Annotated in this window: 19 protein-coding genes; 8 read left to right on the top strand and 11 right to left on the bottom strand. The window is 73.8% G+C overall.

Annotated features, from left to right (window positions below):
• Positions 1 to 32: 32 nt before the first annotated feature.
• From PUR61_RS33380 to pdxH, 5 genes are all read right to left on the bottom strand, one after another.
• The gene (locus PUR61_RS33380) at positions 33 to 218 is read right to left on the bottom strand and encodes a hypothetical protein (protein WP_329883259.1); all 186 of its coding nucleotides are present in this window, start codon (positions 216 to 218) and stop codon (positions 33 to 35) included.
• Positions 219 to 446: 228 nt separating this feature from the next.
• Positions 447 to 4,541, bottom strand: a complete 4,095-nt coding sequence (gene fxsT / locus PUR61_RS33375; RefSeq protein ID WP_329883258.1) for an FxSxx-COOH system tetratricopeptide repeat protein — start codon at positions 4,539 to 4,541, stop codon at positions 447 to 449.
• Entirely contained in the window at positions 4,531 to 5,955 is a 1,425-nt protein-coding gene (locus tag PUR61_RS33370) for a TIR-like protein FxsC (RefSeq protein ID WP_329883257.1), read from the bottom strand. The genes fxsT and PUR61_RS33370 overlap by 11 nt, the downstream gene beginning before the upstream one ends.
• Before the next feature lie 168 nt (positions 5,956 to 6,123).
• Complete coding sequence (locus PUR61_RS33365; protein ID WP_329883256.1) at positions 6,124 to 6,303, bottom strand: hypothetical protein; 180 nt, start codon at positions 6,301 to 6,303, stop codon at positions 6,124 to 6,126.
• 234 nt (positions 6,304 to 6,537) lie between these two features.
• On the bottom strand, positions 6,538 to 7,170 hold the full coding sequence (gene pdxH, locus PUR61_RS33360; RefSeq protein ID WP_329883362.1) for a pyridoxamine 5'-phosphate oxidase: 633 nt from the start codon (positions 7,168 to 7,170) through the stop codon (positions 6,538 to 6,540).
• Between the two features lie 416 nt (positions 7,171 to 7,586).
• Here pdxH and PUR61_RS33355 point away from each other — a divergent pair, with 416 nt between their 5' ends.
• Positions 7,587 to 8,687, top strand: coding sequence for a citrate synthase 2 (locus PUR61_RS33355; RefSeq protein WP_329883255.1), 1,101 nt, complete (start codon positions 7,587 to 7,589; stop codon positions 8,685 to 8,687).
• Between the two features lie 260 nt (positions 8,688 to 8,947).
• Entirely contained in the window at positions 8,948 to 10,066 is a 1,119-nt protein-coding gene (serC, locus tag PUR61_RS33350) for a phosphoserine transaminase (RefSeq protein ID WP_329883254.1), read from the top strand.
• Positions 10,067 to 10,284: 218 nt separating this feature from the next.
• Here serC and PUR61_RS33345 read toward each other — a convergent pair whose 3' ends face one another.
• Positions 10,285 to 11,109, bottom strand: a complete 825-nt coding sequence (locus PUR61_RS33345; RefSeq protein ID WP_329883253.1) for an SDR family oxidoreductase — start codon at positions 11,107 to 11,109, stop codon at positions 10,285 to 10,287.
• Between the two features lie 84 nt (positions 11,110 to 11,193).
• Here PUR61_RS33345 and PUR61_RS33340 point away from each other — a divergent pair, with 84 nt between their 5' ends.
• Positions 11,194 to 11,859, top strand: coding sequence for a TetR/AcrR family transcriptional regulator (locus PUR61_RS33340; protein WP_329883252.1), 666 nt, complete (start codon positions 11,194 to 11,196; stop codon positions 11,857 to 11,859).
• 90 nt (positions 11,860 to 11,949) lie between these two features.
• Here the strand turns inward: PUR61_RS33340 and thpR are convergent, their stop codons facing one another.
• The gene (gene thpR, locus PUR61_RS33335; RefSeq protein WP_329883251.1) at positions 11,950 to 12,537 is read right to left on the bottom strand and encodes an RNA 2',3'-cyclic phosphodiesterase; all 588 of its coding nucleotides are present in this window, start codon (positions 12,535 to 12,537) and stop codon (positions 11,950 to 11,952) included.
• Positions 12,538 to 12,582: 45 nt separating this feature from the next.
• On the opposite strand from thpR, the gene PUR61_RS33330 reads away from it, so the two are divergent.
• On the top strand, positions 12,583 to 13,101 hold the full coding sequence (locus tag PUR61_RS33330) for a GNAT family N-acetyltransferase (RefSeq protein WP_329883250.1): 519 nt from the start codon (positions 12,583 to 12,585) through the stop codon (positions 13,099 to 13,101).
• 114 nt (positions 13,102 to 13,215) lie between these two features.
• Here PUR61_RS33330 and PUR61_RS33325 read toward each other — a convergent pair whose 3' ends face one another.
• Together PUR61_RS33325 and PUR61_RS33320 are read right to left on the bottom strand one after the other, a co-directional pair.
• The gene (locus tag PUR61_RS33325) at positions 13,216 to 14,847 is read right to left on the bottom strand and encodes an MFS transporter (RefSeq protein WP_443035281.1); all 1,632 of its coding nucleotides are present in this window, start codon (positions 14,845 to 14,847) and stop codon (positions 13,216 to 13,218) included.
• A gap of 86 nt (positions 14,848 to 14,933) precedes the next feature.
• Positions 14,934 to 15,368 (bottom strand): MarR family winged helix-turn-helix transcriptional regulator, encoded by a 435-nt coding sequence (locus PUR61_RS33320; RefSeq protein WP_329883249.1) that lies wholly within the window; start codon positions 15,366 to 15,368, stop codon positions 14,934 to 14,936.
• A gap of 176 nt (positions 15,369 to 15,544) precedes the next feature.
• Between PUR61_RS33320 and PUR61_RS33315 the strand changes: the two genes are divergently transcribed.
• Positions 15,545 to 15,943, top strand: a complete 399-nt coding sequence (locus tag PUR61_RS33315) for a VOC family protein (RefSeq protein WP_329883248.1) — start codon at positions 15,545 to 15,547, stop codon at positions 15,941 to 15,943.
• A 125-nt stretch (positions 15,944 to 16,068) separates the two neighbouring features.
• Here the strand turns inward: PUR61_RS33315 and PUR61_RS33310 are convergent, their stop codons facing one another.
• Complete coding sequence (locus PUR61_RS33310; protein ID WP_329883247.1) at positions 16,069 to 16,992, bottom strand: DUF4231 domain-containing protein; 924 nt, start codon at positions 16,990 to 16,992, stop codon at positions 16,069 to 16,071.
• Positions 16,993 to 17,124: 132 nt separating this feature from the next.
• On the opposite strand from PUR61_RS33310, the gene PUR61_RS33305 reads away from it, so the two are divergent.
• Entirely contained in the window at positions 17,125 to 17,574 is a 450-nt protein-coding gene (locus PUR61_RS33305; RefSeq protein WP_329883246.1) for a VOC family protein, read from the top strand.
• Positions 17,575 to 17,778: 204 nt separating this feature from the next.
• Here the strand turns inward: PUR61_RS33305 and PUR61_RS33300 are convergent, their stop codons facing one another.
• On the bottom strand, positions 17,779 to 18,513 hold the full coding sequence (locus PUR61_RS33300) for a GbsR/MarR family transcriptional regulator (RefSeq protein WP_329883245.1): 735 nt from the start codon (positions 18,511 to 18,513) through the stop codon (positions 17,779 to 17,781).
• A 221-nt stretch (positions 18,514 to 18,734) separates the two neighbouring features.
• Between PUR61_RS33300 and PUR61_RS33295 the strand changes: the two genes are divergently transcribed.
• On the top strand, positions 18,735 to 19,400 hold the full coding sequence (locus PUR61_RS33295) for a DUF4097 family beta strand repeat-containing protein (RefSeq protein ID WP_329883244.1): 666 nt from the start codon (positions 18,735 to 18,737) through the stop codon (positions 19,398 to 19,400).
• Between the two features lie 11 nt (positions 19,401 to 19,411).
• A partial coding sequence (locus tag PUR61_RS33290) for an ATP-binding cassette domain-containing protein (RefSeq protein WP_329883243.1) occupies positions 19,412 to 19,648 on the top strand: 237 nt, incomplete at its 3' end.

Below are 19,648 nucleotides of genomic sequence, written 5' to 3'. Positions count from 1 at the left end.
GTTTCAGCCGGAGACGACGATGGATCGGCTGGTCAGATGGACGAGTTGAAGGCAGCGACCGGCACGAGGCCTGAATCGGCGCCGGGCAGTGCGCGTCGGATCAGCCGGTCGAGGTCCGCCGTCCCGAGCTCGGCGAGATCTGCGAGACTGGCCCGATCGGACGTGTCCTGACGATGCGTCAGTTCAACAGTGGGGCGGGCGTCCAGTGCGGATGTCATGTTCGATTCTCTTCCACGAAGGGGATTAGAGATTGCCGATGCCGGGTAGTAGTCCCGGCCTCCTCGCCCCAAATGTAGTGCCACCGCAGCGGCGGCGCCGTCCCATCGGACCCGCCGTTCGCACCGCTACCCCCAGCAGGCCGCGAGATCGCGCCGAAGTTCACCCGCTCGGCGGTCGCATCGCGACACCTGCCCGGCGCACGGCCGCCCGGCGGAGCGGCGCCGGGCTCACACTGGCGGCGGTTCGACCTCCCCGTCCAGCCGGTCCCCCGCAGCGAGCGCCCGGGTCACCGGATGATCCTGGCCCAACGCCTGCCGGGCCAGTCCGAGAGCTCGTTCTGCCGTCACAGCCGCCCGCTCCCCCGCCCCGGCAGCCGCCAGGGCGAGCGCCAGGCAGCCGGCCGCCGCCAGGGCGTCCGGATGGTCCGGGCCCAACCGCCCGGACAGCAACCCGTGGGCCTCCTCCGCCAGGGCCAGGGCGGCGGCCCGGTCTCCCGCCAGGGCGGAGTCGTGGGCATGGTTGACCAGGGCGAGGCCGACGTACGGGTGCCGGTCGCCCAGCGCCGCGCGCAGGGTGGCCAGCGCCGCGCCGGAGAGTCGCCGGGCCTCCTCGCTGCGTCCGGCCCGGCGAAGCAGCACGGCAAGGTTCCCGCCCGTGGTGGCCGTGGTGGGGTGCGCCGGGCCGAGCCGGTCGAGGTGGTGGAGGTGGGCCTCCTCGGCGAGCGGGACGGCCCGGCCGAACTCGCCGAGAGCGCCGAGGGCGGCGGCCAGGTTCCCGGCGGCCGCGGCCGTGTCCGGGTGACCGGCGCCGTTGCGGCGGAGGAGCCGACGGTGCACGTCCTCGTCGTTGTCCAGCGCCTCCCGGTACCGGCCCAGGCGGCGCAGGGTGGCCCCGAGGTAGCGGCGGGCGCGCAGGGTGTCGTCGTGCTCCTCGCCGAAGGCCTCCCGACACTCCGCGACGGCGGCCTCCAGCAGCTCCAGCGCGGCAGGGAACCGGCCGGCCTCGCGGAGCATCCGGCCGTGTGTGGCAGCCGCGTTGAGCGTGTAGCGACTGCGCGGGCCGAGCACCTCGTACTCCCGCTGGTGGGACTGCGCGAGCCGGTCGAGCGCCTCGGCGACGTCGCCGTCGAGCAGAGTGGAGACGGCCAGGTTGTTGGCAGCCATCATGGTCCGCGGGTGGTCCGGTCCGAGCACCCGCAGTCCGGTGGCCAGGGTCTCCCGGTCGAGCTCGCGGGCCTCCCGGTAGCGGCCGAGGTGACGCAGGTCGCCACCGAGGCTGCCGGCCGCGGCGACGGTGTACGGGTGGTCCGGACCGAGTGCGGCCCGCAACCGGACCAGCACGTCCCGGTCGGTCTCGTACGCGTCCCGGACGACGCCGAGGCTCCGCTGGATGTTGCCGAGCTGGACCCGCAGCCGGAGGGTCGTCAGGTCGTCCTCGACGCCCGGTCCGGCCGCGTCCCGCCAGCGGGCGAGCGTGTGTTCGGCGAGGTCCCGGCCGACGGTGTGCAGGCTGCGGTGCCAGAGGTATCGGACGGTGTGCACGATCCACTGCCGGACCGCCGGGTCGGTGGAGTCGGACGCGCCGGACGGCCGCAGGTGCGGCAGGAGTTCGGCGTACCGGGACCAGGTCGCGGGGTCGTCCGGATCGGCCGGGTCGGCCAGGGCCAGCGCACTCCGGGCCGCGGACCGAACCCGCTCCCGGTCGACCTCGACCACCTGGTCGCGGAGCAGCGCCTGGACGATCCGGTGCACGCCGAGTGTGCCGGCCGCCCGGTCGTAGCGGGCCAGGTTGAACTGGTCTACGGTGCGCAGGATCTCGCCGACGGCGATCCGGTCGTCCGAACCACCCGGAGGCAGGCCGATCACCTCGGCCACCGGGGCGCTGTAGAGCAGCCCGATGGGGATGGCGTCCGGGCCGAGGAAGCCGCAGACCTCCAGCAGCCGGGCGGCCGGGGCGTTGATCCGGCGCAGGTCCCGGCCGGCGATCCGCCAGGTGGCGGCGGTGACGTTCGGGCGGAAGCGGTCCTCCGTACCTTGCCCGCCCGGCTCGCCCGATCCGGGCTGCTCCCCGGTGCCGGCCGGCACCGGCCGGTCGAGGATCTCGGTCAGCGCCTCGTCCAACAGGTCGGCGTACGTGGACGCCGGCATCGGCGTCTCCTGGAGCCAGGCGGCGGCCTGTCCGACGGCCAGCGGCAGGTCGCCGAGCAGCTCGGCGATCCGCTCCGCCTCGGCGCGGGTGGCCCCGGTGTTGACGTGCCGAACCAGCCGGACGCTCTCAGCTCGGTCGAAGACATCCACCTCGGTCCGGCCCCGGTGCCGGGCCCAGCGCCGGTCCCGCGAGGTGACCAGAACGTGCCCGTCGGCGCCGGCGGCCGTCAGCCAAGGGGCCAGCTGCTCCGGGTCCCCGGCATTGTCGAAGATCAGTAGCCATCGCCGGTGCGGCCGGCCCCGGCCGAGTGCGTCGAGCACCGCGTGGGCAGACCGGACGACGTCGCCGTCGTTCTCCAGGCCGAGGCCCGGGGCGAGTTCGGCGAGCCGCTGCGGAATGCCGGCCGGGTCCTCGGCCGGGACCCACCAGACGACGTCGTAGCCGGGGGCGAAACGGTACGCGTACTCGACCGCGGTCTGCGACTTGCCGACCCCGCCCATCCCGTACAGGACCTGGACCGGCTCGACGGCCGGGCCGGTCGTGAGACCGTCGCGCAGGGCCTCCAACAGGCCGTCCCGCCCTGTGAAGGCCGCCAGCTGCGGCGGGAGCTCGCACAGCACCGGCCGGGCGACCGGGAAGCGAGCGGGTACGACCGTGGCCTCCTCACCGGTCTCCAGCCATCGGCCGGCGCCGGGCGGCGGGCCGATCAGCTCGAACAGCTGGTTCTCGGCGGCCGCCGCCGGTCCCCGGGCCAGCTCGACGGCCCGGTGGCCGGCGAACGGCGCAGGCAGCGGCCCCGCCGGTCCGGTGAGGCGGACGGCCAGCAGCGCGCCCGAACCGGGTTCCTCCCCGGCCGCGGCGAGCCGGCGCCAGAGCTCGCGGCCGCGTGGCAGGGCGGCGTACTCGGGCGAGAGCAGCACGAGCACCCTCCCGTCGCCGTCCAGCGGCCCCGCCGCCTCGGGCAGCGGAGCCCGGTCCGGCGGACCGGGTTCGAGCGGCGCGCCGGCGCTGTGCAGGGTGGCCAGGTAGCCGAAGCCGGCCAGGACGGCGGCGGCCCACTCGGCCCAAATCCGTTCGCCGGGCGCGTAACTGACGCATACCTGTCGGGAGCGGGTGCGGCCGGTGCGCAGATAGGCGGCGTAGAGGCGGCGGCGAGCGCGGTCGGGGACGGGGCGCAGCGCACGGACCCGGCCGTCGGTGAGCCATCCGGCCAACCGCTCGAAGGCACCGAGCAGACTGCGGTCCTGCTGCGGCCGGTCGACGACGGTGGCCGGCACCTCCTCGTACGCGTAGAACGGTTTGTACGGCACTTCGACGTCCCGCCAGTACTCGGCCCGGCGTTCGGGGCCGAGCCATCGGTCCAGGTAGGGGGCGAAGGCGTCGTGCGCGAGGTCGCGGCCGGCCGCGAGCCCGGCCCGCTCGGCGTCCTCGACCCGCATCGGGACGGGCAGCACCCGGATGTCGCGCTCGTCGGCGTCGACGATGGCCCGGGCCGCGTCGACGCCGCCGCGGATGCTCTGGGCGCCGAGGGTGAAACAGTCCACGACGGTGTCGGGCATCAGGACGGTGCAGATGCCCGAGGTGTCGCTCACTCCGGTCCGACTGTCGATCAGCACATAGTCGTAGGAGCCGGTCCACTGTTCCCTGAGGATGGCCAGGAACTCGGCGCCCCGGATGTCCCGGCGGGTGTAGAAGGTGCGCCAGTTGAAGCTGGTCACGGCGGCCGAGTAGGCCGCGTTCTGCCTCCCGGCCGGCATCAGGTCGAGCCGGCCGCCGGCCGGGAGGTCGAGCGCCAGGCCGCAGAGGTAACCGTCCAGCCGGCCGGGGGCGGCCAGCCACTCGCCGGGGCCGGCACCCGGCACACCGTCGGCGCCGGGAAGCGCCTGGTCCACATAGGCGCGGAGCAGGTCGATCAGGCCGTCGGTGGCGTGCAGTTCGGGATCGACCAGCAACGGGTGGTAGTAGCGGTGCAGGCCCGGCGCCTCCAGATCCCAGTCCACCACCAGGACCCGCAGACCCTGGCTGGCCAGGATCCAGCCCAGGTTGGCGAGCGCCATGGTGCGGCCGGTGCCGCCCTTGTACGAGTAGAAGGTGACCACCGTGCCGGTTCCGGTACCGGGTGTGGTCGGGGCCGCGGACTCGGCGTCCGTGAGGGCGGCCTGTTCAGTGGTCATCGTTCGCTGTCTCCTTGGCGGGGCTCCCGGAGCGCCGGGGGGCCGGTCGCGGGGGCACGGGCGCAGAGGCCGGGCCGCCGCTGCCCGCAGGGCTCGCGGGCACGGGCGGCCAGGCCGGGATGGTGAGCCCGGGAAGGGCCGCCGCCGCCGGCCCGAGCCCGAACTGCGTGCGCACCGCGGCCGGGTCGTGGTCGATCTGGTCCAACAGGCGGTTCTGCGCCGTGGTAAGGGCCTCGACCAGCACTCTTTCGAAGGTCTCGCGCGCCACCCTGACCCGAAAGAGGGGATCGGGCCCGGACCGGTGCAACCAGTTGCGCGGGAAGACCTCGCGCACGCCCTCCCAGAGCTCGGCGCGCGCCGGTCCGTCCGGCGGGTCGTCGGCGCCGTCGGGCAGCAGGACACCGGTCACCGGGTGGTTCTGCCCGTCGAACTCGCGCAGCACCTGCCGGTACGGCTCCCGGCCGACGGCCCAGGGATCCAGCAGCAGCAGGCTCACCTCGTTGTTCTCCCGCGCCCGGTCCAGGGTGGCGGCGAGGTCGGGGCCGACCGTGTCCAGGCTGGTGCTGTGCCCGGCCCGGGTGATCACCCGCTGAGCCTGGACGACCAGGGAGGGGAGCCGGGGCGGGTGGTAGGGCGCCCAGTCCCGGGGGTGGGCGCCGTACCACCCGCCCCGACACAGAAGGTCGTGCGCCGACTCGGCCCCGGGCGCCGGATCGGCCCCCGCTGCGATGCCCGGGGCGGCCCGCTCGGCCGCCCGGCCCTCGGCCCGGCCGGCTGCGACGAAGATCCTGACCAGGCCGCTGCGGACCGGCCCGGCCGGGGCGTCCGGCGCCGGGAAGCACCCCTCCACCCGGGCCAGGTCGAGGTCCCGCAGCTCGACCACCGGACGGGCAACCCCCTCCCGGACCCGCTCCGCGACGGTCCGGACCACTTGGCGGTACTCGGTTCCGTGCGGATCGGAGCGGAGCAAGTGCCGCAGCCCTCCGGCGGCGTACGCCGCCCCGAAGTCGTACTGGAGGTACTGGATCCGCCGCACCTCGGGCGGCAGGTCCTCCGGCGGCGGCTCCCACAGGACCGGGATCAGCGCCGCGACCGTCTCGCCGGTCAGCTCGCGGTGCCGACGCATCCGCCGGTCGAACGCGGTCCACTCCTTCCCGCAGTAGACGCTGGCGAAGTAGGCGGGCGAGTACAGCGCCACCATGGTGCGACTGGCGCCGATCACTCGGGAGAGCTGCTGTTCCCAGTCGTCGCCGACGCGAAGCCGTTCGGTGTCCCGGTAGGCGAGTTCGGCCGGTCCGGCCTCCGGCGCGATACGGGCCAGCTCGTCGCGAAGGTCGGCGAAGAACTGGTCGACGAAGGCTCCTCCCACCAGATGGTCCCGGCGCGCATAGCTGAAGAAGAAGTACGGCCACACTCAGCACCCCCGGGCCGGTCCGCGAACCCGTCCACCGTAGTGGAGTTGACGTTCCGTCACCAGTGCGATCCGGGCCGGACCGGATCACATCCTGCCGGTTTCCGCACGGCGCCGCCGGAGTTGGCCGACCCCGCCGGGGAGCCGGGTTGGCGCCCTGCGCGCAGGCCGTCAGATCGAGGAGTGAAAGCCCGCCGGCGAGAGCGCGCCCGGCCGGTCGTGGGCCAGGCCGGCCCGGCACACCAGATCGACGAGGAAGTCGTCGGTGCGGTCGGCGAGCTGACCGAGCGTGGGGCGCCCGGGGGCGCCTTCGGAGGCCGGGGCCGGAGCAGCGGGGGTTTCGTTCGTCATGTGGCTCGCCCTCTCCGGGGAGTCGGCGGCGATGCCGTCCGCCCCACGGTACCCGCCGATTCCGGCCCTCGGGCGGACAAACGCCGGGCCCGCCGGATCGCGGCGGAGCACGCCCCGGCGCACGCCCCACCGGGGTCCGCAGGACCTCGACGCCCGCACCCCGCCAGGACCGCCGACCGCTGCCCCTACCGCCCACCCCACGGACGTCCGGGCATTCGTACGGCCCGCCAGGCTTCACGGGCAGAGCCGCTCCACCCGCCAGCCGGTCGGCGCGGCCGGGTCGGCCAGGTAGCGCAGCCGGTCGTGCAGCCGGTTCTCCCGGCCCTGCCAGAACTCGACGATCTCCGGCACCACCCGGTAGCCGCCCCAGAACGGCGGCACCGGCACCCCCTCGCCCTCCGGGTAGCGCCGCTCCAGCTCCGCGTACCGCTGCTCCAGCACCTCGCGGGAGGCGACCGGGCTGGACTGCTCACTGGCCCAGGCGCCGAGCTGCGAGCCGTGCGGGCGTGTCCGGAAGTAGGCGGCGGTCTCGTCCCGGCCGACCTTCTCCACCCGGCCCTGGACGATCACCTGGCGGGCCAGCGCGATCCACGGGAAGAGCAGCGCCGCGTGCGGATTGGCGGCCAGCTCGGTGCCCTTGCGCGAGCCGTAGTTGGTGAAGAAGACGAAGCCGCGGGCGTCGAACCCCTTGAGCAGGACCGTCCGCGAGCCGGGCCGCCCCTCGGCGTCGGCGGTGGAGAGCACCATGGCGTTGGGCTCCACCACCCCGGCCTCGTCCGCGTCGTGGAACCACCGGGTGAACTGGGCGACCGGCTCCGCGGCGAGCCGCTCCTCGACCAGTCCCTCGTGCGCGTAGTGCTTGCGCATCACGGTGAGGTCCGGTCCGGGGCGGGCCTCGTCGGCCAGGATCCGGGTGACGGGGGTCAGGGGCGTCGACTGGGCGCGGTCCGGGGTCTGCACGTCAACATCATCCCGTACGACAAGCAACCGGCACCGCTACCTCCGGACAAACCCCGGTGGGAGATAAGGTGACTCGCCACCGTTCGGCCGCCCGTCGTACGGTGATTTGTCCGGAATCTGGGCCGCGGTTCCGGAGATTCGCCGGACACGACCGGTCTTCGGGCGAAAAGTCAAGCGGGCCCCCGGAAAACATCAGCACGGTGGTGTATGGCGTAATGCACCCCGTGCCTGTCACCCTGGCACCGAGTGCCAACCACCATTCGGTCACAGGCGTGCCTCCCCACCACGGCGGCCCGCCGATCGCAGAACTGAAGGAGCCGTGCATGTCCGACTTCGTACCCGGGCTCGAAGGTGTCGTCGCTTTCGAGAGCGAGATCGCCGAACCCGACCGTGAAGGCGGCGCCCTGCGGTACCGAGGCGTCGACATCGACGACCTGGTCGGCCACGTCTCCTTCGGCCATGTCTGGGGCCTGCTGGTCGACGGCAAGTTCAACCCCGGCCTGCCGGCCGCCGAACCCTTCCCGATTCCCGTCCACTCCGGCGACATCCGGGTGGACGTGCAGTCCGCCCTCGCCATGCTCGCCCCGGTCTGGGGCCTCAAGCCGCTGCTGGACATCGACGCCGAGCAGGCCCGCGACGACCTCGCGCGCGCCGCCGTCATGGCCCTCTCCTACGTGGCCCAGTCCGCCCGCGGCCAGGGTCTGCCGATGGTCCCGCAGAGCGAGATCGACAAGGCCGAGACGGTCGTCGAGCGGTTCATGATCCGCTGGCGGGGCGAGCCCGACCCGAAGCACGTCAAGGCCATCGACGCCTACTGGACGTCCGCCGCCGAGCACGGCATGAACGCCTCCACCTTCACCGCCCGCGTCATCGCCTCCACCGGCGCCGACGTCGCGGCCGCCCTCTCCGGCGCGGTCGGCGCGATGTCCGGCCCGCTGCACGGCGGCGCACCGTCCCGGGTGCTCGGCATGATCGAGGAGATCGAGCGCACCGGCGACGCCACCACCTGGGTCAAGAACGCGCTGGACAAGGGCGAGCGCCTGATGGGCTTCGGCCACCGCGTCTACCGCGCCGAGGACCCGCGTGCCCGCGTGCTGCGCCGCACCGCCAAGGAGCTCGGCGCGCCGCGCTTCGAGGTCGCCGAGGCGCTGGAGAAGGCCGCGTTGGAGGAGCTGCACAACCGCCGTCCGGACCGTGTGCTGGCCACCAACGTCGAGTTCTGGGCCGCCATCATGCTGGACTTCGCCGAGGTCCCCGCACACATGTTCACCTCGATGTTCACCTGTGCCCGGACCGCCGGCTGGTCGGCGCACATCCTGGAGCAGAAGCGCACGGGCCGGCTCGTGCGCCCCGCCGCGCGCTACATCGGCCCCAACCCGCGCAGCCCCCACGACATCGAGGGCTACGAGGCCATCGCCCGCTGAGTCCGCCGGGCCACCAGGCCACCGGGCCACCGGGCCGGCTGATTCCGCCGCTCACGGTGCGGGGCACTCAGCGCCCCGCGTGCACCGCGCGCCCTGCACGCCCCCCGGCCACCCCGACCGCCCTGAACTGAGCCCCTGCGAAACAGCGGGTCCGGTACCGACCGGACCCGCTGTTTCCGCAGCTCGCGGCCGGGAAGATCGCATCTCAGCGGGCGGACTCCCGTCGATTCCCGGTCGACCCGGCCGGTAGGCTGCCGCCCGTGGCTCAGATCCAGATCCCCGCTGACATCAAGCCCGCAGACGGCCGTTTCGGCTGCGGCCCGTCCAAGGTGCGCCCCGAGGCCCTGAGTGCCCTCGCCGCCACCGAGACCTCCCTGCTCGGCACCTCGCACCGCCAGGCCCCGGTCAAGAACCTGGTCAAGCGCGTGCGCGAGGGCGTGAGCAGCCTCTTCTCCCTCCCCGAGGGGTACGAGGTGGTCCTCGGCAACGGCGGGTCCACCGCCTTCTGGGACATCGCGGCTTTCGGCCTGGTGCGGGAGAAGTCCCAGCACCTCGACTTCGGTGAGTTCTCCTCCAAGTTCGCCTCCTCGGTCAAGGCCGCGCCGTGGCTCGCCGAGCCGAGCGTGATCAAGACCGCCCCGGGCACCCACCCGCTGCCGGTCGCCGAGGCCGGCGTGGACGTCTACGCGCTCACCCACAACGAGACCTCGACCGGTGTCGCGATGCCCATCGCGCGTCCGGCCGGCGGCGACCAGGGCTCGCTGGTCCTGGTGGACGCCACCTCGGGTGCCGGCGGCCTGCCGGTGGACATCACCGAGACCGACGTCTACTACTTCGCCCCGCAGAAGTCCTTCGCCGCCGAGGGCGGTCTCTGGCTGGCGACCTTCTCCCCGGCCGCGCTGGAGCGCGCCGCCGAGATCGCCGGCTCCGGCCGCTACATCCCGCCGTTCTTCGACCTGCCGACGGCCATCGACAACTCGTCGAAGGACCAGACGTACAACACCCCGTCGATCGCCACCCTGTTCCTCCTGGCCGACCAGCTGGAGTGGCTCAACGGCAACGGCGGGCTCGACTGGGCCGTCGCCCGTACGGCTGATTCCTCGTCCCGCCTGTACGGCTGGGCCGAGAAGTCCTCGTTCGCCAGCCCGTTCGTGGCGAACCCGGACGAGCGTTCGCAGGTGGTCGGCACGATCGACTTCGACGACGCCGTGGATGCCGCCGCCGTCGCCAAGGCACTGCGTGCCAACGGCATCGTCGACACCGAGCCGTACCGCAAGCTGGGCCGCAACCAGCTGCGCGTCGCGATGTTCCCGGCCGTCGACCCGGCCGACGTCGAGGCGCTCACCGCCTGCATCGACTACGTGGTCGGACAGCTCTGATCCCGACCGGTCGGCACGACGGACGAAGGGCCACCGCCTCCGGGCGGTGGCCCTTCCCGTTCTCCGGGGACGCCTGCGGCCCCCTCGCCGGGGACGCTACTGGCCGACCAGTGAGCTGATCAGCACGACGACCAGCAGCAGCACCAGGGCTCCGGTCACGATACGCATACGAGTCTTGGGATCCACGGTCAACGAGCGTACCCCCGGCCCGCCGGCGGTCAGACGCCGAGGTTGGACCCCCCGCTCGCGTCCAGGTTCTGGCCGGTGACCCAGCGGGCGTCGTCGGAGGCGAGGAAGGCGACGACGTCCGCCACGTCGGACGCCTCGCCGACCCGGTCGAAGGCCGAGTAGGCGGCGACCCGGGCGCGCGCCCGCGGGTCGTCCAGCCAGGGGTTGACGTCCGTGGCGACCACGCCCGGCAGCACCGCGTTGACGGTGATCCCGCGCGGTCCCAGCTCCTCGGCGAGGGTGAGCGTCAGGGTGTTCAGCGCCCCCTTGGTCATCGCGTAGGCGATCGCCGTCGGGAACGCCACCCGGGTGACGCCGGAGGAGACGTTGACGATCCGGCCGCCGTCGCGCAGCCGCTCCAGGCCGTGCCGGACGACGAAGAACGGCGCCCGCGCGTTGACCGCGAACACCTTGTCGAAGTCGGCCTCGGCCACCTCGTGGATCCGCCCGTACTGGCCGATCCCGGCGTTGTTGACCAGGATGTCCAGGCTGCCCGCCGTCCCCTGCCCGGCCGGCCCCCGGCCTTCTGCCCCTTCCCCCGCCGCCCTCTGCCCTGCCAGCCCCGCGTCGAAGGCGGCCCAGAGCGCTTCGGCGTCGCCGGGAACGCCCAGCTCGGCACCGACCGCGAAGGCCCGGCCGCCGGCGTGCTCGATCGTCTTGACGACCTCCTCGGCCGCCGCCGCGTTCCGTCCGTAGTGGACGGCGACCAGGGCGCCGTCCCGCCCCAGCCGCTCGGCGATCCCCCGCCCGATGCCCCGGCTGCCGCCCGTGACCAGCGCCGTCCTCCCCGCCAGCCTGCCCGTCGACGTCCCCATGGCTACGCCCTCCCATTTATGTAGCGGTCGCTAATGAAAGGAACCGTAGCACGCCTTCTGTAGTGGTCGATATAGAATCCCCCCATGGCGACGACGAGCAGCGCGAAGAGCGGCACCACCACGACGGAAGCGGGCGCCGCACCGACCACCGGCGCCCGGGCCGGCGCCGCGCAGCGCGGCCGGCCCCGCGCCTTCGACCGCGAGGCCGCCCTGGAGCAGGCGTTGCGACTGTTCTGGGAACGCGGCTACGAGGTGACCTCGGTCGCCGACCTCACCGCCGTCATGGGCATCCGCCCGCCGAGCCTCTACGCCGCCTTCGGCGACAAGCGCGCGCTCTTCGACGAGGTGGTCGCCCGCTACCGGGAGAGCCACGGCGCCTACTCCGCCCGCGCGCTCGCCGAGGAGCCCACCGCCCGGGCGGGGGTGGCCCGGATGCTGCGCGAGGCCGCCGCCGAGGCCACCGACCCCGACCACCCGTGGGGCTGCCTGCTGATCAGCTCGACGGTCAACTGCACCTCGCCGGAGGTGGTCGAGGCCGTCCGGGCGCTGCGCAACGCCAACGTCCGGGCCCTGGAGTCGCTGATCCGCGCCGACGTCGCGGCCGGGCACGAGCCCGCCGGGGCCGACCCGGCGGCGCTGGCCCAGTTCACCGCGACCGTGGTCCAGGGCATGTCGCAGCGCGCCCGCGACGGCGCGACCCGCGCCGAGCTGGAGCGGGTCGCCGCCGACGCGATGCGCGTGTGGCCCTGACCGGGCCCCCTCGCCCCCGGTAGGCCCGGTTCCGGCCTGCCCCGGCCTGCGGGAACCGGGCCCACGGGAACCGGGCCCGCCGGCCGGCTCTCAGCTCCAGCGGGCCAGCGGCCAGGAGCGGACCGTCTCGTAGTGCGCGAACCCGCCGTCCTGCTCGCTCTTCATCAGGTGCAGCTCGGCGGCCTCCCACTCCGGCCCCCGGTACTCCCCGAGCGCCAGTGCCAGCCCGTCCAGCTCCGCCGCCGCCACCCGCTGCACCGCCCGCCGGTGCCCGCGCGTCGAGCCGGCCCGGGCCAGGGTCAGATGCGGGTGGAAGCTGAACGCGTCCACCTCACCCACCACCCCGGCGGTGGCGTCGTTCACCGCCTCGGCCAGCCGGCGCAGCGCCCAGGTCCGGCCCTCCACTCCGGCCCAGAGCACCCGGTCCCCGAACCGGCCGGCGCCGGCCAGCCGCAGCGGGTGCGCCGCGTGCACCTCGGCCACCCCGGCCAGACCCGTTTCGAGCTCCGGCACCCGCTCGACCGGCACCTCACCGAGGAACGCCAGCGTCAGGTGCCAGCCCTCGACCGCCGTCCAGCGGAGCCGGTCGGCCCCGGGCAGCTCGCGCACCGGCGCCACCGCGTCGACCAGCCCCTGCAATGCCTCCACCGGCGGCAGCACCGCCACAAAGAGCCTCATGGGGCCATCTTCCCGCGCACGACGGTTTGGGCTAGAACGGTTTTCATGAAGATCCGTAACGGGGGTCCCGAGGACATCCCCGACATCCTCGCCCTGCTCGACGGCGCCGTCGCCTGGCTCGCCTCCCAGGGCCGGACGCGGCAGTGGGGCAGTCACTCGTTCAGCGGCACCCCGGCCAGGGTGGAGCACATCGCGAAGTACGGCGCCGAGCCGTACCTGATCCGGCTCGCGGTGGCCGACGACGGCCGGGCGGTCGGCTCCTGCGTCCTCTCCGAGGAGCGCCCCGACTACGCCACCCCGGTGGACGAGCCCGAGGTGTACATCCGCAACCTGGTGACCGACCGGTCCCGGAAGGGCTCGGGGGTCGGCGCCGCGCTGATCGCCGACGCGATCGAGGAGACCCGCCGCCGGGGCATCGGCCTGCTCCGGGTGGACTGCTTCGCCGGGGGCGACCGCAAGCTGGTCGGCCAGTACCGGGCGCTCGGCTTCACCGAGACGGAGTCCTTCGAGGTCGAGCAGCCGGCCGGCCCCTGGCAGGGCCAGATCCTCGCGATCAGGGTCTGAGCCGCGGGCCCGGCACGAGCCCGCCGGACGGCGCCCGCGCCGGCCCGGCCCCCTCCACCCGGACCCGTCCGCCGCCGGCCCGGCCCCCTCCGCGGGGTCCGGGCCGGTGCGGCGTCAGCAGGCGGCGGCGAGCTCGGACTTGGCCGGCGCCCCGGTGCGCGGCACGAGGGCCACCACCCGGCCGCCGTGCCCCGGGTGCAGGGCGAAGCGGAGCCGCAGGTCGGCGCTGCGGGCCAGCACCAGGCCGACCACACCGGCCGCCAGGGCCGAGACCAGTCCACAGGCCAGCAGCCCGAGCCGGGGCCCGTACGAGGCGGTGACCCAGCCGACGATCGGCGCGCCGATCGGCGTGCCACCGGTGAACACCAGCACCAGCAGGCCCATCACCCGGCCGCGCATCGCGGGCTCGGTGGCCAGCTGGAGCGCGGCGTTGACCGAGGTGTTGAAGCTCAGCCCGAACACGCCGATCAGGGTGAGCAGCGCGGCGAAGGTCCAGTAGCCGGGCGCGAACGCGGCCACCACCTCCAGCAGGCCGAAGGCCAGCGCGGCGCCCACCAGCCGGCGCAGCCTGGGCGCGCCGCGCCGGGCCGCGATCAGCGCGCCGGTCAGCGAGCCGACCGCCATCGCGGTGTTCAGCAGGCCGTACTGCCCGGCGCCGACGTGGAAGGTGTCGGTCGCGAAGCCGGAGAGCAGCGTCGGGAAGTTGAAGCCGAAGGTGCCGATGAACCCGGCCAGCACCATGGGCCAGAGCAGTTCCGGCCGCTCCTTCACGTACCGCAGGCCCTCGCGCAGCTGGCCCTTCTCACGGGCGATCGGCGCGGTCGGGCGCAGTTCGCCCGGCCGCATGGCGAGCAGCCCGCCGATCACGGCGGCGAAGGAGAGCGCGTTCACCGCGAACGCCCAGCCGCTGCCGACCGCGGCGATCAGCAGGCCCGCCACGGCGGGGCCGACCAGCCGGGCGGTCTGGAAGTTGGCGGCGTTCAGGCTGACCGCGTTGGCGAGGTCCTTCGGGCCGACCATCTCGGAGACGAAGGCCTGCCGGGTCGGGTTGTCCACCACGGTGACCAGGCCGAGCAGCAGCGCGAAGACGTACACGTAGTACGGGGTCACGACGCCACCGACGGTCAGCACGGCGAGGCCGGCGGCGAGCAGGCCCATCGCCCCCTGGGTGAAGATCAGCAGCCGGCGCTTGGGCATCCGGTCCGCGAGCACCCCGCCGAACAGGCCGAGCAGCAGCATCGGCAGGAACTGCATGGCGGTGGTGATGCCGACGGCGAGCGGGCTGCCGGTGAGGCTGAGCACCAGCCAGTCCTGGGCGATCCGCTGCATCCAGGTACCGGTGTTGGACACCACCTGACCGGCGAAGTAGTAGCGGTAGTTGCGGACGCGCAGGGAGGAGAACATCCCCCCGGGCCGGGTGAAACGGGCACCGGCCGGAGCGTCGGCCTCCGCCGTGGGAGGCGTGGCCTCGGAGAGGGGCCGCGCGGGGCGCGCCGCGGGAGGGGTGGCGGCGGGCGCCGGGTGGGCGCGGCCGGGAGCGGCGGGGTCCTCCGCCGCGGTGCGTTCGTCGGGGTCGTCGTCGCCGTTGCCCGGCAGCCCCGTCGGGGCGGGCGCCTCGGCGTCGGCTGCCGCGGCGCCCGCTGCGGCGGGGTCGGCGGTCCGGTGGTCGTCGGTGCGGATGGCGGCGCTGGCTGCGGCCGGCGGTGTCACGGTGGTCTCCCCTCGCGGCGCGACGGCCCGTGGCATGGCCGTCGCGCTCCTGGTTTCGGTGGTCGGTCCTGCGGTGATGCGGTTCTCCTTCGTCCTCCGGCGGCTGACCGGAACGGCGGTGCCTAGAGGTGTGCGAGCTTGTAGAGCACGGGCGCGGCCTCGCGGAGGACGGCCCATTCCTCCTCGTCGAGCCCCTCGGCGAGCTCGGCGAGCCAGGCGTTCCGGCGGCTTCGGCTCTCCGCCAGGATCGTCTCGGCCTGTTCGGTACTGCTGACGACCACCTGACGGCGGTCCTCCGGGTGCGGCTCTCGCCGCACGAGGCCCTTCTCCTCCAGCATCGCGACGATCCTGGTCATCGAGGGCGGCTGTACGTGCTCCTTCCGGGCGAGCTCACCCGGTGTGGCCTTCCCGCACCGTGCGAGGGTGCCCAGCACTCCGATCTCGGTAGGGCTGAGCGACTCCTCGACCCGCTGGTGACGCAGGCGACGGGAGAGGCGCATGGCGGACGATCGCAGCTGACTGATGGCTACGAGGTCCTGCTCGGACATCTCGGGCATGTCCTTAGCCTACGTCATTACTCTCGCTAAAGAAAACCGGTTTCCCGCCCTCCTGCCGTCCACCACCCCGCCCGGGGCCGGCTCGCGGTCCGGCCCGCCGTGCCGTGGGCCGCGCCGAGCGCGATGCTGGAAGCACGGGTACCCACCCATCCCTCAGGAGAAGGGCCGACCAGACCATGTCCGACCTCGCCACCGAGCAGAACGACACCGGCTTCGCCCGGCTCGCCATGGTCACCATCGACTGCGCCGACCCGGTCGCGCTGGCCGCCTTCTACGGTGAGCTGCTCGGGTGGGAGACGCGGCACGTGGACGAGCAGTTCGCGATCCTGGACAACCCGGAGGGCGGCAGCCCGCTCGGCTTCGGGCGCGTCAACGGCTACCGGCCGGAGCCCTGGACCGAGCCGGACGGCGGCAAGCACTTCCACCTGGACTTCTACGTCGACGACCTGGAGGCGACCACCGCCCGCGCGCTGGCCCTCGGCGCGACCGAGCCCACGTACCAGCACGGCCGGACGCTCAAGGTCCTGATCGACCCGGCCGGCCACCCGTTCGGTCTAGCGCCCCTGGACTCCTGACCGCGCCGGCGACCCCGCCGGACCGCCGCCCGCGCACGCCGACGGGGCCCGCCGCCGACGCGGCCGGGCCCCTCGCCCTTCTCCTGCCTCCCGCGCCTCCCGCGTCCGTCCGGCCGACGGCCCCGTCAGCGCGGGAAGGCCCGGCGCGCACGCCAGGTGGTGTGCTCGCGCGACACCGCGTCCTCCGCCTCGGCTGCCAGCCGGGCCCAGCGCTGCTCGGCGTCCGGAGCCCGCACGTCGAGGTCGGAGAGCTGGTTGCCGACGTTCTCCAGCTCGCGCGCCGCCAGCTGGTACGCGGCCGCCAGCGGGCGGAGCTGCTTCAGCTGGGTCCAGGCGATGATCGACGCGGCCGCCGCCGAGCTCGCCCCGAAGACGTGCACCTGCAGCGCGCCGGTCGCCTGCGCGATCGCCGCGGCGGCGCCGATGATGATCAGCGTCGCGATGCCCAGCCCCCAGGTGACCGCCTGCGACTCGCAGGACTCGGCCCGCGAGCGGTACCACGTCCGCTGCCCCTCCACCCGGGTGCGCAGGTACAGCGTCCGCCGGGCCGTCAGCGACTCCGCCCGCACCCGGCGCATCTCCGGCGTGATCTCGGCCGCCGTCCCCGGCGGCACGATCTCCGGGTCCTCGAACGCCCGCAGCACGTCCTCCATCTGGAGCAGGTAGCCCCGGTCGACGTCGGCCGAATCCGCGTCACCCTCGAACGGCCCGGCCCGTACGGAGTACTTCCAGGCCAGCGTCTTCACCGACTCGGCCGCCGCCCGCGCCTCGTACCACCGCCCCTGCGGGTTGCTTCGGCGAAGCCGTGACCAGAAGTAGCCCGCGATCAGGAACGCCACCACCGAGAAGAGCGGGACGAGGCTGCCCTCGTCCGGATCGTCCGGACCGGGCAGCGCCCCGACCGCGGCCGCGAGCACCAGCATCCCGATCAGGCCCCGGTACCAGCGCAGTGTCTGCTGCTGCCCCTCCAGGGACGCCCGGTCCGCCGTCCGGAACAGCTCCGGCAGCAACTGCGCCTCCACCCCCGCCGGCGGGTCTTCTCGCACCATCAGCCGATCCCCCTCCCCGCTCTCCGTCCAGCCAGTATTCCCTCCATCAACTGCCCTACACGGCCACCTTTTTGACACCCCGCGCCGAACAGTGATTGCCCGTCACCCATGATTACCGGTATAACCGGTTACATGCCACTGCACTGGAAGCTCGTCATCGACTGTGCCGACCCGCACCGCCAGGCCGCCTTCTGGGCCGCCGCCCTCGACTACACGGTCGAGGACCACAGCGCCCTGATCGACCGCCTGCTGGCCGCCGGAGCCGCCGGAACCGACCTCGTCACCGAGGTCGGGGGCCGCCACGCCTGGCGCACCCTGGCCGCCGTCCGCCACCCCGAGGACCCGCACGACCCGGCCACCGACACCGGGCTCGGCCGCCGCCTCCTCTTCCAGCAGGTCCCCGAACCGAAGCAGGGCAAGAACCGCCTCCACCTCGACGTGCATCCGGAGCCCGGCACCCGCGACGACGCCGTCGAGCGCCTCCGGGCCCTCGGCGCCACCGTCCTCACCCGCGTCGACGAGCCCGCCGGTTCGTGGGTCGTCATGCAGGACCCCGAGGGCAACGAGTTCTGCGTCCACTAGAGCTTTGTCCGCCGGGCGAGCTCCGGTGCGGCCGCGGGGGCGATCCGCCCGCCCCGCCGGCCCTGCCGCAGGAGCGTCGGACCGGACGAGAGCCGCAGGCGCACCGCCGGCCGGCTGCGGCTCTCCGCGTTCCGCGCGGTTCACCGAGGGCCGACCGGCCGGCCGGCTCGACACCGGCCGGGCCGCGCGGCGCGGGACGGGCCCTCAGGTCGTACCGCCCGCCCCCGGATCGACCCGCGTGTGGAGGATCTCGCGGGCCTGCTCGGCGGCCCGGGTGATGCTCTCGCTGACGAAGTCGACGAAGCGGGCGATGTTCTCCAGGCGCGCCGCGGCCGGGGTGTCGGCGCCGAGGATGCCGACACCCTGCCGTGCGATCTCGACGAGTTGGGCGGTGGCGCGGGCGCTGGCGATCATCGTCTGGTACCAGACGTCGTCGTCGACGACGTAGCGCTCGCGCCGGCGTTCGTCGCGCTCCCGGCGGACGAGGCCCTGGCTGTCGAGGAACGTGACCGCCTTGGAGACGGACGCCGGGCTGACCTGGAGGCGCTGGGCGAGTTCGGACGCGGTGAGGCTGCCCGTGTCGGTGAGGGTGAGACAGGCCATCACCCGCGACATCATCTTGGGCATGCCCGAAGCCATCAGGACGGTGGTGAACGTCTCCTCGTACTCGCGCACCGCCTCGGCGTCGCGGCCGTGGGCCTGCGCGGGCTCCTGCGCGCCCCGGGGGGCGGTCGGCGTGCGCCGGTGGGCCCGGCGCTCGGTGGCGCGGTGGGCCAGGTCGGCCCGGTAGGCGGTGGGGCCGCCGTTGCGCATCACCTCGCGCGTGACGGTCGAGGTGGGACGGTCGAGGCGCCTGGCGATCTCCGCGTAGGCGAGCCCGTCGGCCACCCCCGACGCGATCTGCTGGCGTTCCTGCTGGGTGAGCCTGCCTCCCGGCATCGCGGCCTCCTTCATGGTCGGTGATGCCCCAGCATAGCGTTCACATCCAAATCATTGCAACGCACCCGCTGGTGATCGTTGCATTTGATTCGAAGCCTTCGCAACGATCTCAAGCCGTTCACCTGCATAAATAGGATTTCTGCGCAACGAGCTTGTTGCCGAGACTTGGAAAGCAACGTAGCTTTTCCATCGTCAGAAACGACAAGCCGAAGGACAGCATCATGCAGAAGTTCGACACCCCCGCCCCGGTCGCCACCGTCCTCGACATCCCCGCAGGACGCATCCGGCTCATCGCCGCCGACCGGGCCGACACCACGGTCGCGATCCTCCCCGCCGACCCCTCGAAGAGCCGCGACGTGAAGGCCGCCGAGCAGACCACCGTCGAGTACGCCGACGGCGCCCTGCGGATCCGGACCTCGGCCGACAACCGGCTCCTCGGCTCCTCCGGCCACGTCGAGGTGACCGTTCACCTGCCCGCCGGCTCCCGCGTCGACGCCAAGGCCGCCACCGCCGAACTCCGTAGCACCGGACGCCTCGGCGACGTCACCGTCGAGCTCTCCCACGGCTCGGTCGAACTCGACGAGACCACCGGCGCCCACCTCACCCTCCTCGCCGGCGACATCTCGGTCACCCGCCTCGGCGGCCCCGCCGAGATCAGCACCCGCAAGGGCGACATCCGGATCACCGAGGCCGTCCAGGGCACCGTCACGCTGCGCACCGAGGCCGGCGGGATCGAGGTCGGCGCCGCCCGCGGAGTCTCCGCCGCCCTGGACGCCGGCACCGGCCACGGCCGGATCCACAACGCACTCCGGAACGCCGACGGCGCCGCCGACCTGACCGTCCACGCGACCACCGGCCACGGCGACATCACCGCCCGCAGCCTCTAAGGAGCATCGACATGACCGACCTGGCCATCGCGGCGAACGGGCTGCGCAAGTCCTACGGCGACAAGACCGTGCTCGACGGCATCGACCTGGCCGTCCCCGAAGGAACGGTCTTCGCCCTGCTGGGCCCGAACGGCGCCGGCAAGACCACCGTCGTCAAGATCCTCTCCACGCTCATCGGCGCCGACGGCGGGCAGGCCCGGATCGCGGGCCACGACCTGACGGCCGCCCCGCAGGCGGTACGCGCCGCC

Origin of the sequence: Streptomyces sp. BE20, from assembly GCF_036322525.1 — a bacterium.
In the GTDB taxonomy this organism is placed as follows: domain Bacteria; phylum Actinomycetota; class Actinomycetes; order Streptomycetales; family Streptomycetaceae; genus Kitasatospora.
This window is presented reverse-complemented; position numbering and strand designations above follow the sequence as displayed.

Excerpts from the sequence above, each read along its gene's own strand:
- PUR61_RS33380 (WP_329883259.1), bottom strand. The coding sequence starts at position 218 with ATGACATCCGCACTGGACGCCCGCCCCACTGTTGAACTGACGCATCGT.
- fxsT (WP_329883258.1), bottom strand. The coding sequence starts at position 4,541 with ATGACCACTGAACAGGCCGCCCTCACGGACGCCGAGTCCGCGGCCCCG.
- PUR61_RS33365 (WP_329883256.1), bottom strand. The coding sequence starts at position 6,303 with ATGACGAACGAAACCCCCGCTGCTCCGGCCCCGGCCTCCGAAGGCGCC.
- pdxH (WP_329883362.1), bottom strand. The coding sequence starts at position 7,170 with ATGCGCAAGCACTACGCGCACGAGGGACTGGTCGAGGAGCGGCTCGCC.
- PUR61_RS33355 (WP_329883255.1), top strand. The coding sequence starts at position 7,587 with ATGTCCGACTTCGTACCCGGGCTCGAAGGTGTCGTCGCTTTCGAGAGC.
- PUR61_RS33345 (WP_329883253.1), bottom strand. The coding sequence starts at position 11,109 with ATGGGGACGTCGACGGGCAGGCTGGCGGGGAGGACGGCGCTGGTCACG.
- PUR61_RS33340 (WP_329883252.1), top strand. The coding sequence starts at position 11,194 with ATGGCGACGACGAGCAGCGCGAAGAGCGGCACCACCACGACGGAAGCG.
- thpR (WP_329883251.1), bottom strand. The coding sequence starts at position 12,537 with ATGAGGCTCTTTGTGGCGGTGCTGCCGCCGGTGGAGGCATTGCAGGGG.
- PUR61_RS33330 (WP_329883250.1), top strand. The coding sequence starts at position 12,583 with ATGAAGATCCGTAACGGGGGTCCCGAGGACATCCCCGACATCCTCGCC.
- PUR61_RS33325 (WP_443035281.1), bottom strand. The coding sequence starts at position 14,847 with ATGCCACGGGCCGTCGCGCCGCGAGGGGAGACCACCGTGACACCGCCG.
- PUR61_RS33320 (WP_329883249.1), bottom strand. The coding sequence starts at position 15,368 with ATGCCCGAGATGTCCGAGCAGGACCTCGTAGCCATCAGTCAGCTGCGA.
- PUR61_RS33315 (WP_329883248.1), top strand. The coding sequence starts at position 15,545 with ATGTCCGACCTCGCCACCGAGCAGAACGACACCGGCTTCGCCCGGCTC.
- PUR61_RS33310 (WP_329883247.1), bottom strand. The coding sequence starts at position 16,992 with ATGGTGCGAGAAGACCCGCCGGCGGGGGTGGAGGCGCAGTTGCTGCCG.
- PUR61_RS33305 (WP_329883246.1), top strand. The coding sequence starts at position 17,125 with ATGCCACTGCACTGGAAGCTCGTCATCGACTGTGCCGACCCGCACCGC.
- PUR61_RS33300 (WP_329883245.1), bottom strand. The coding sequence starts at position 18,513 with ATGCCGGGAGGCAGGCTCACCCAGCAGGAACGCCAGCAGATCGCGTCG.
- PUR61_RS33295 (WP_329883244.1), top strand. The coding sequence starts at position 18,735 with ATGCAGAAGTTCGACACCCCCGCCCCGGTCGCCACCGTCCTCGACATC.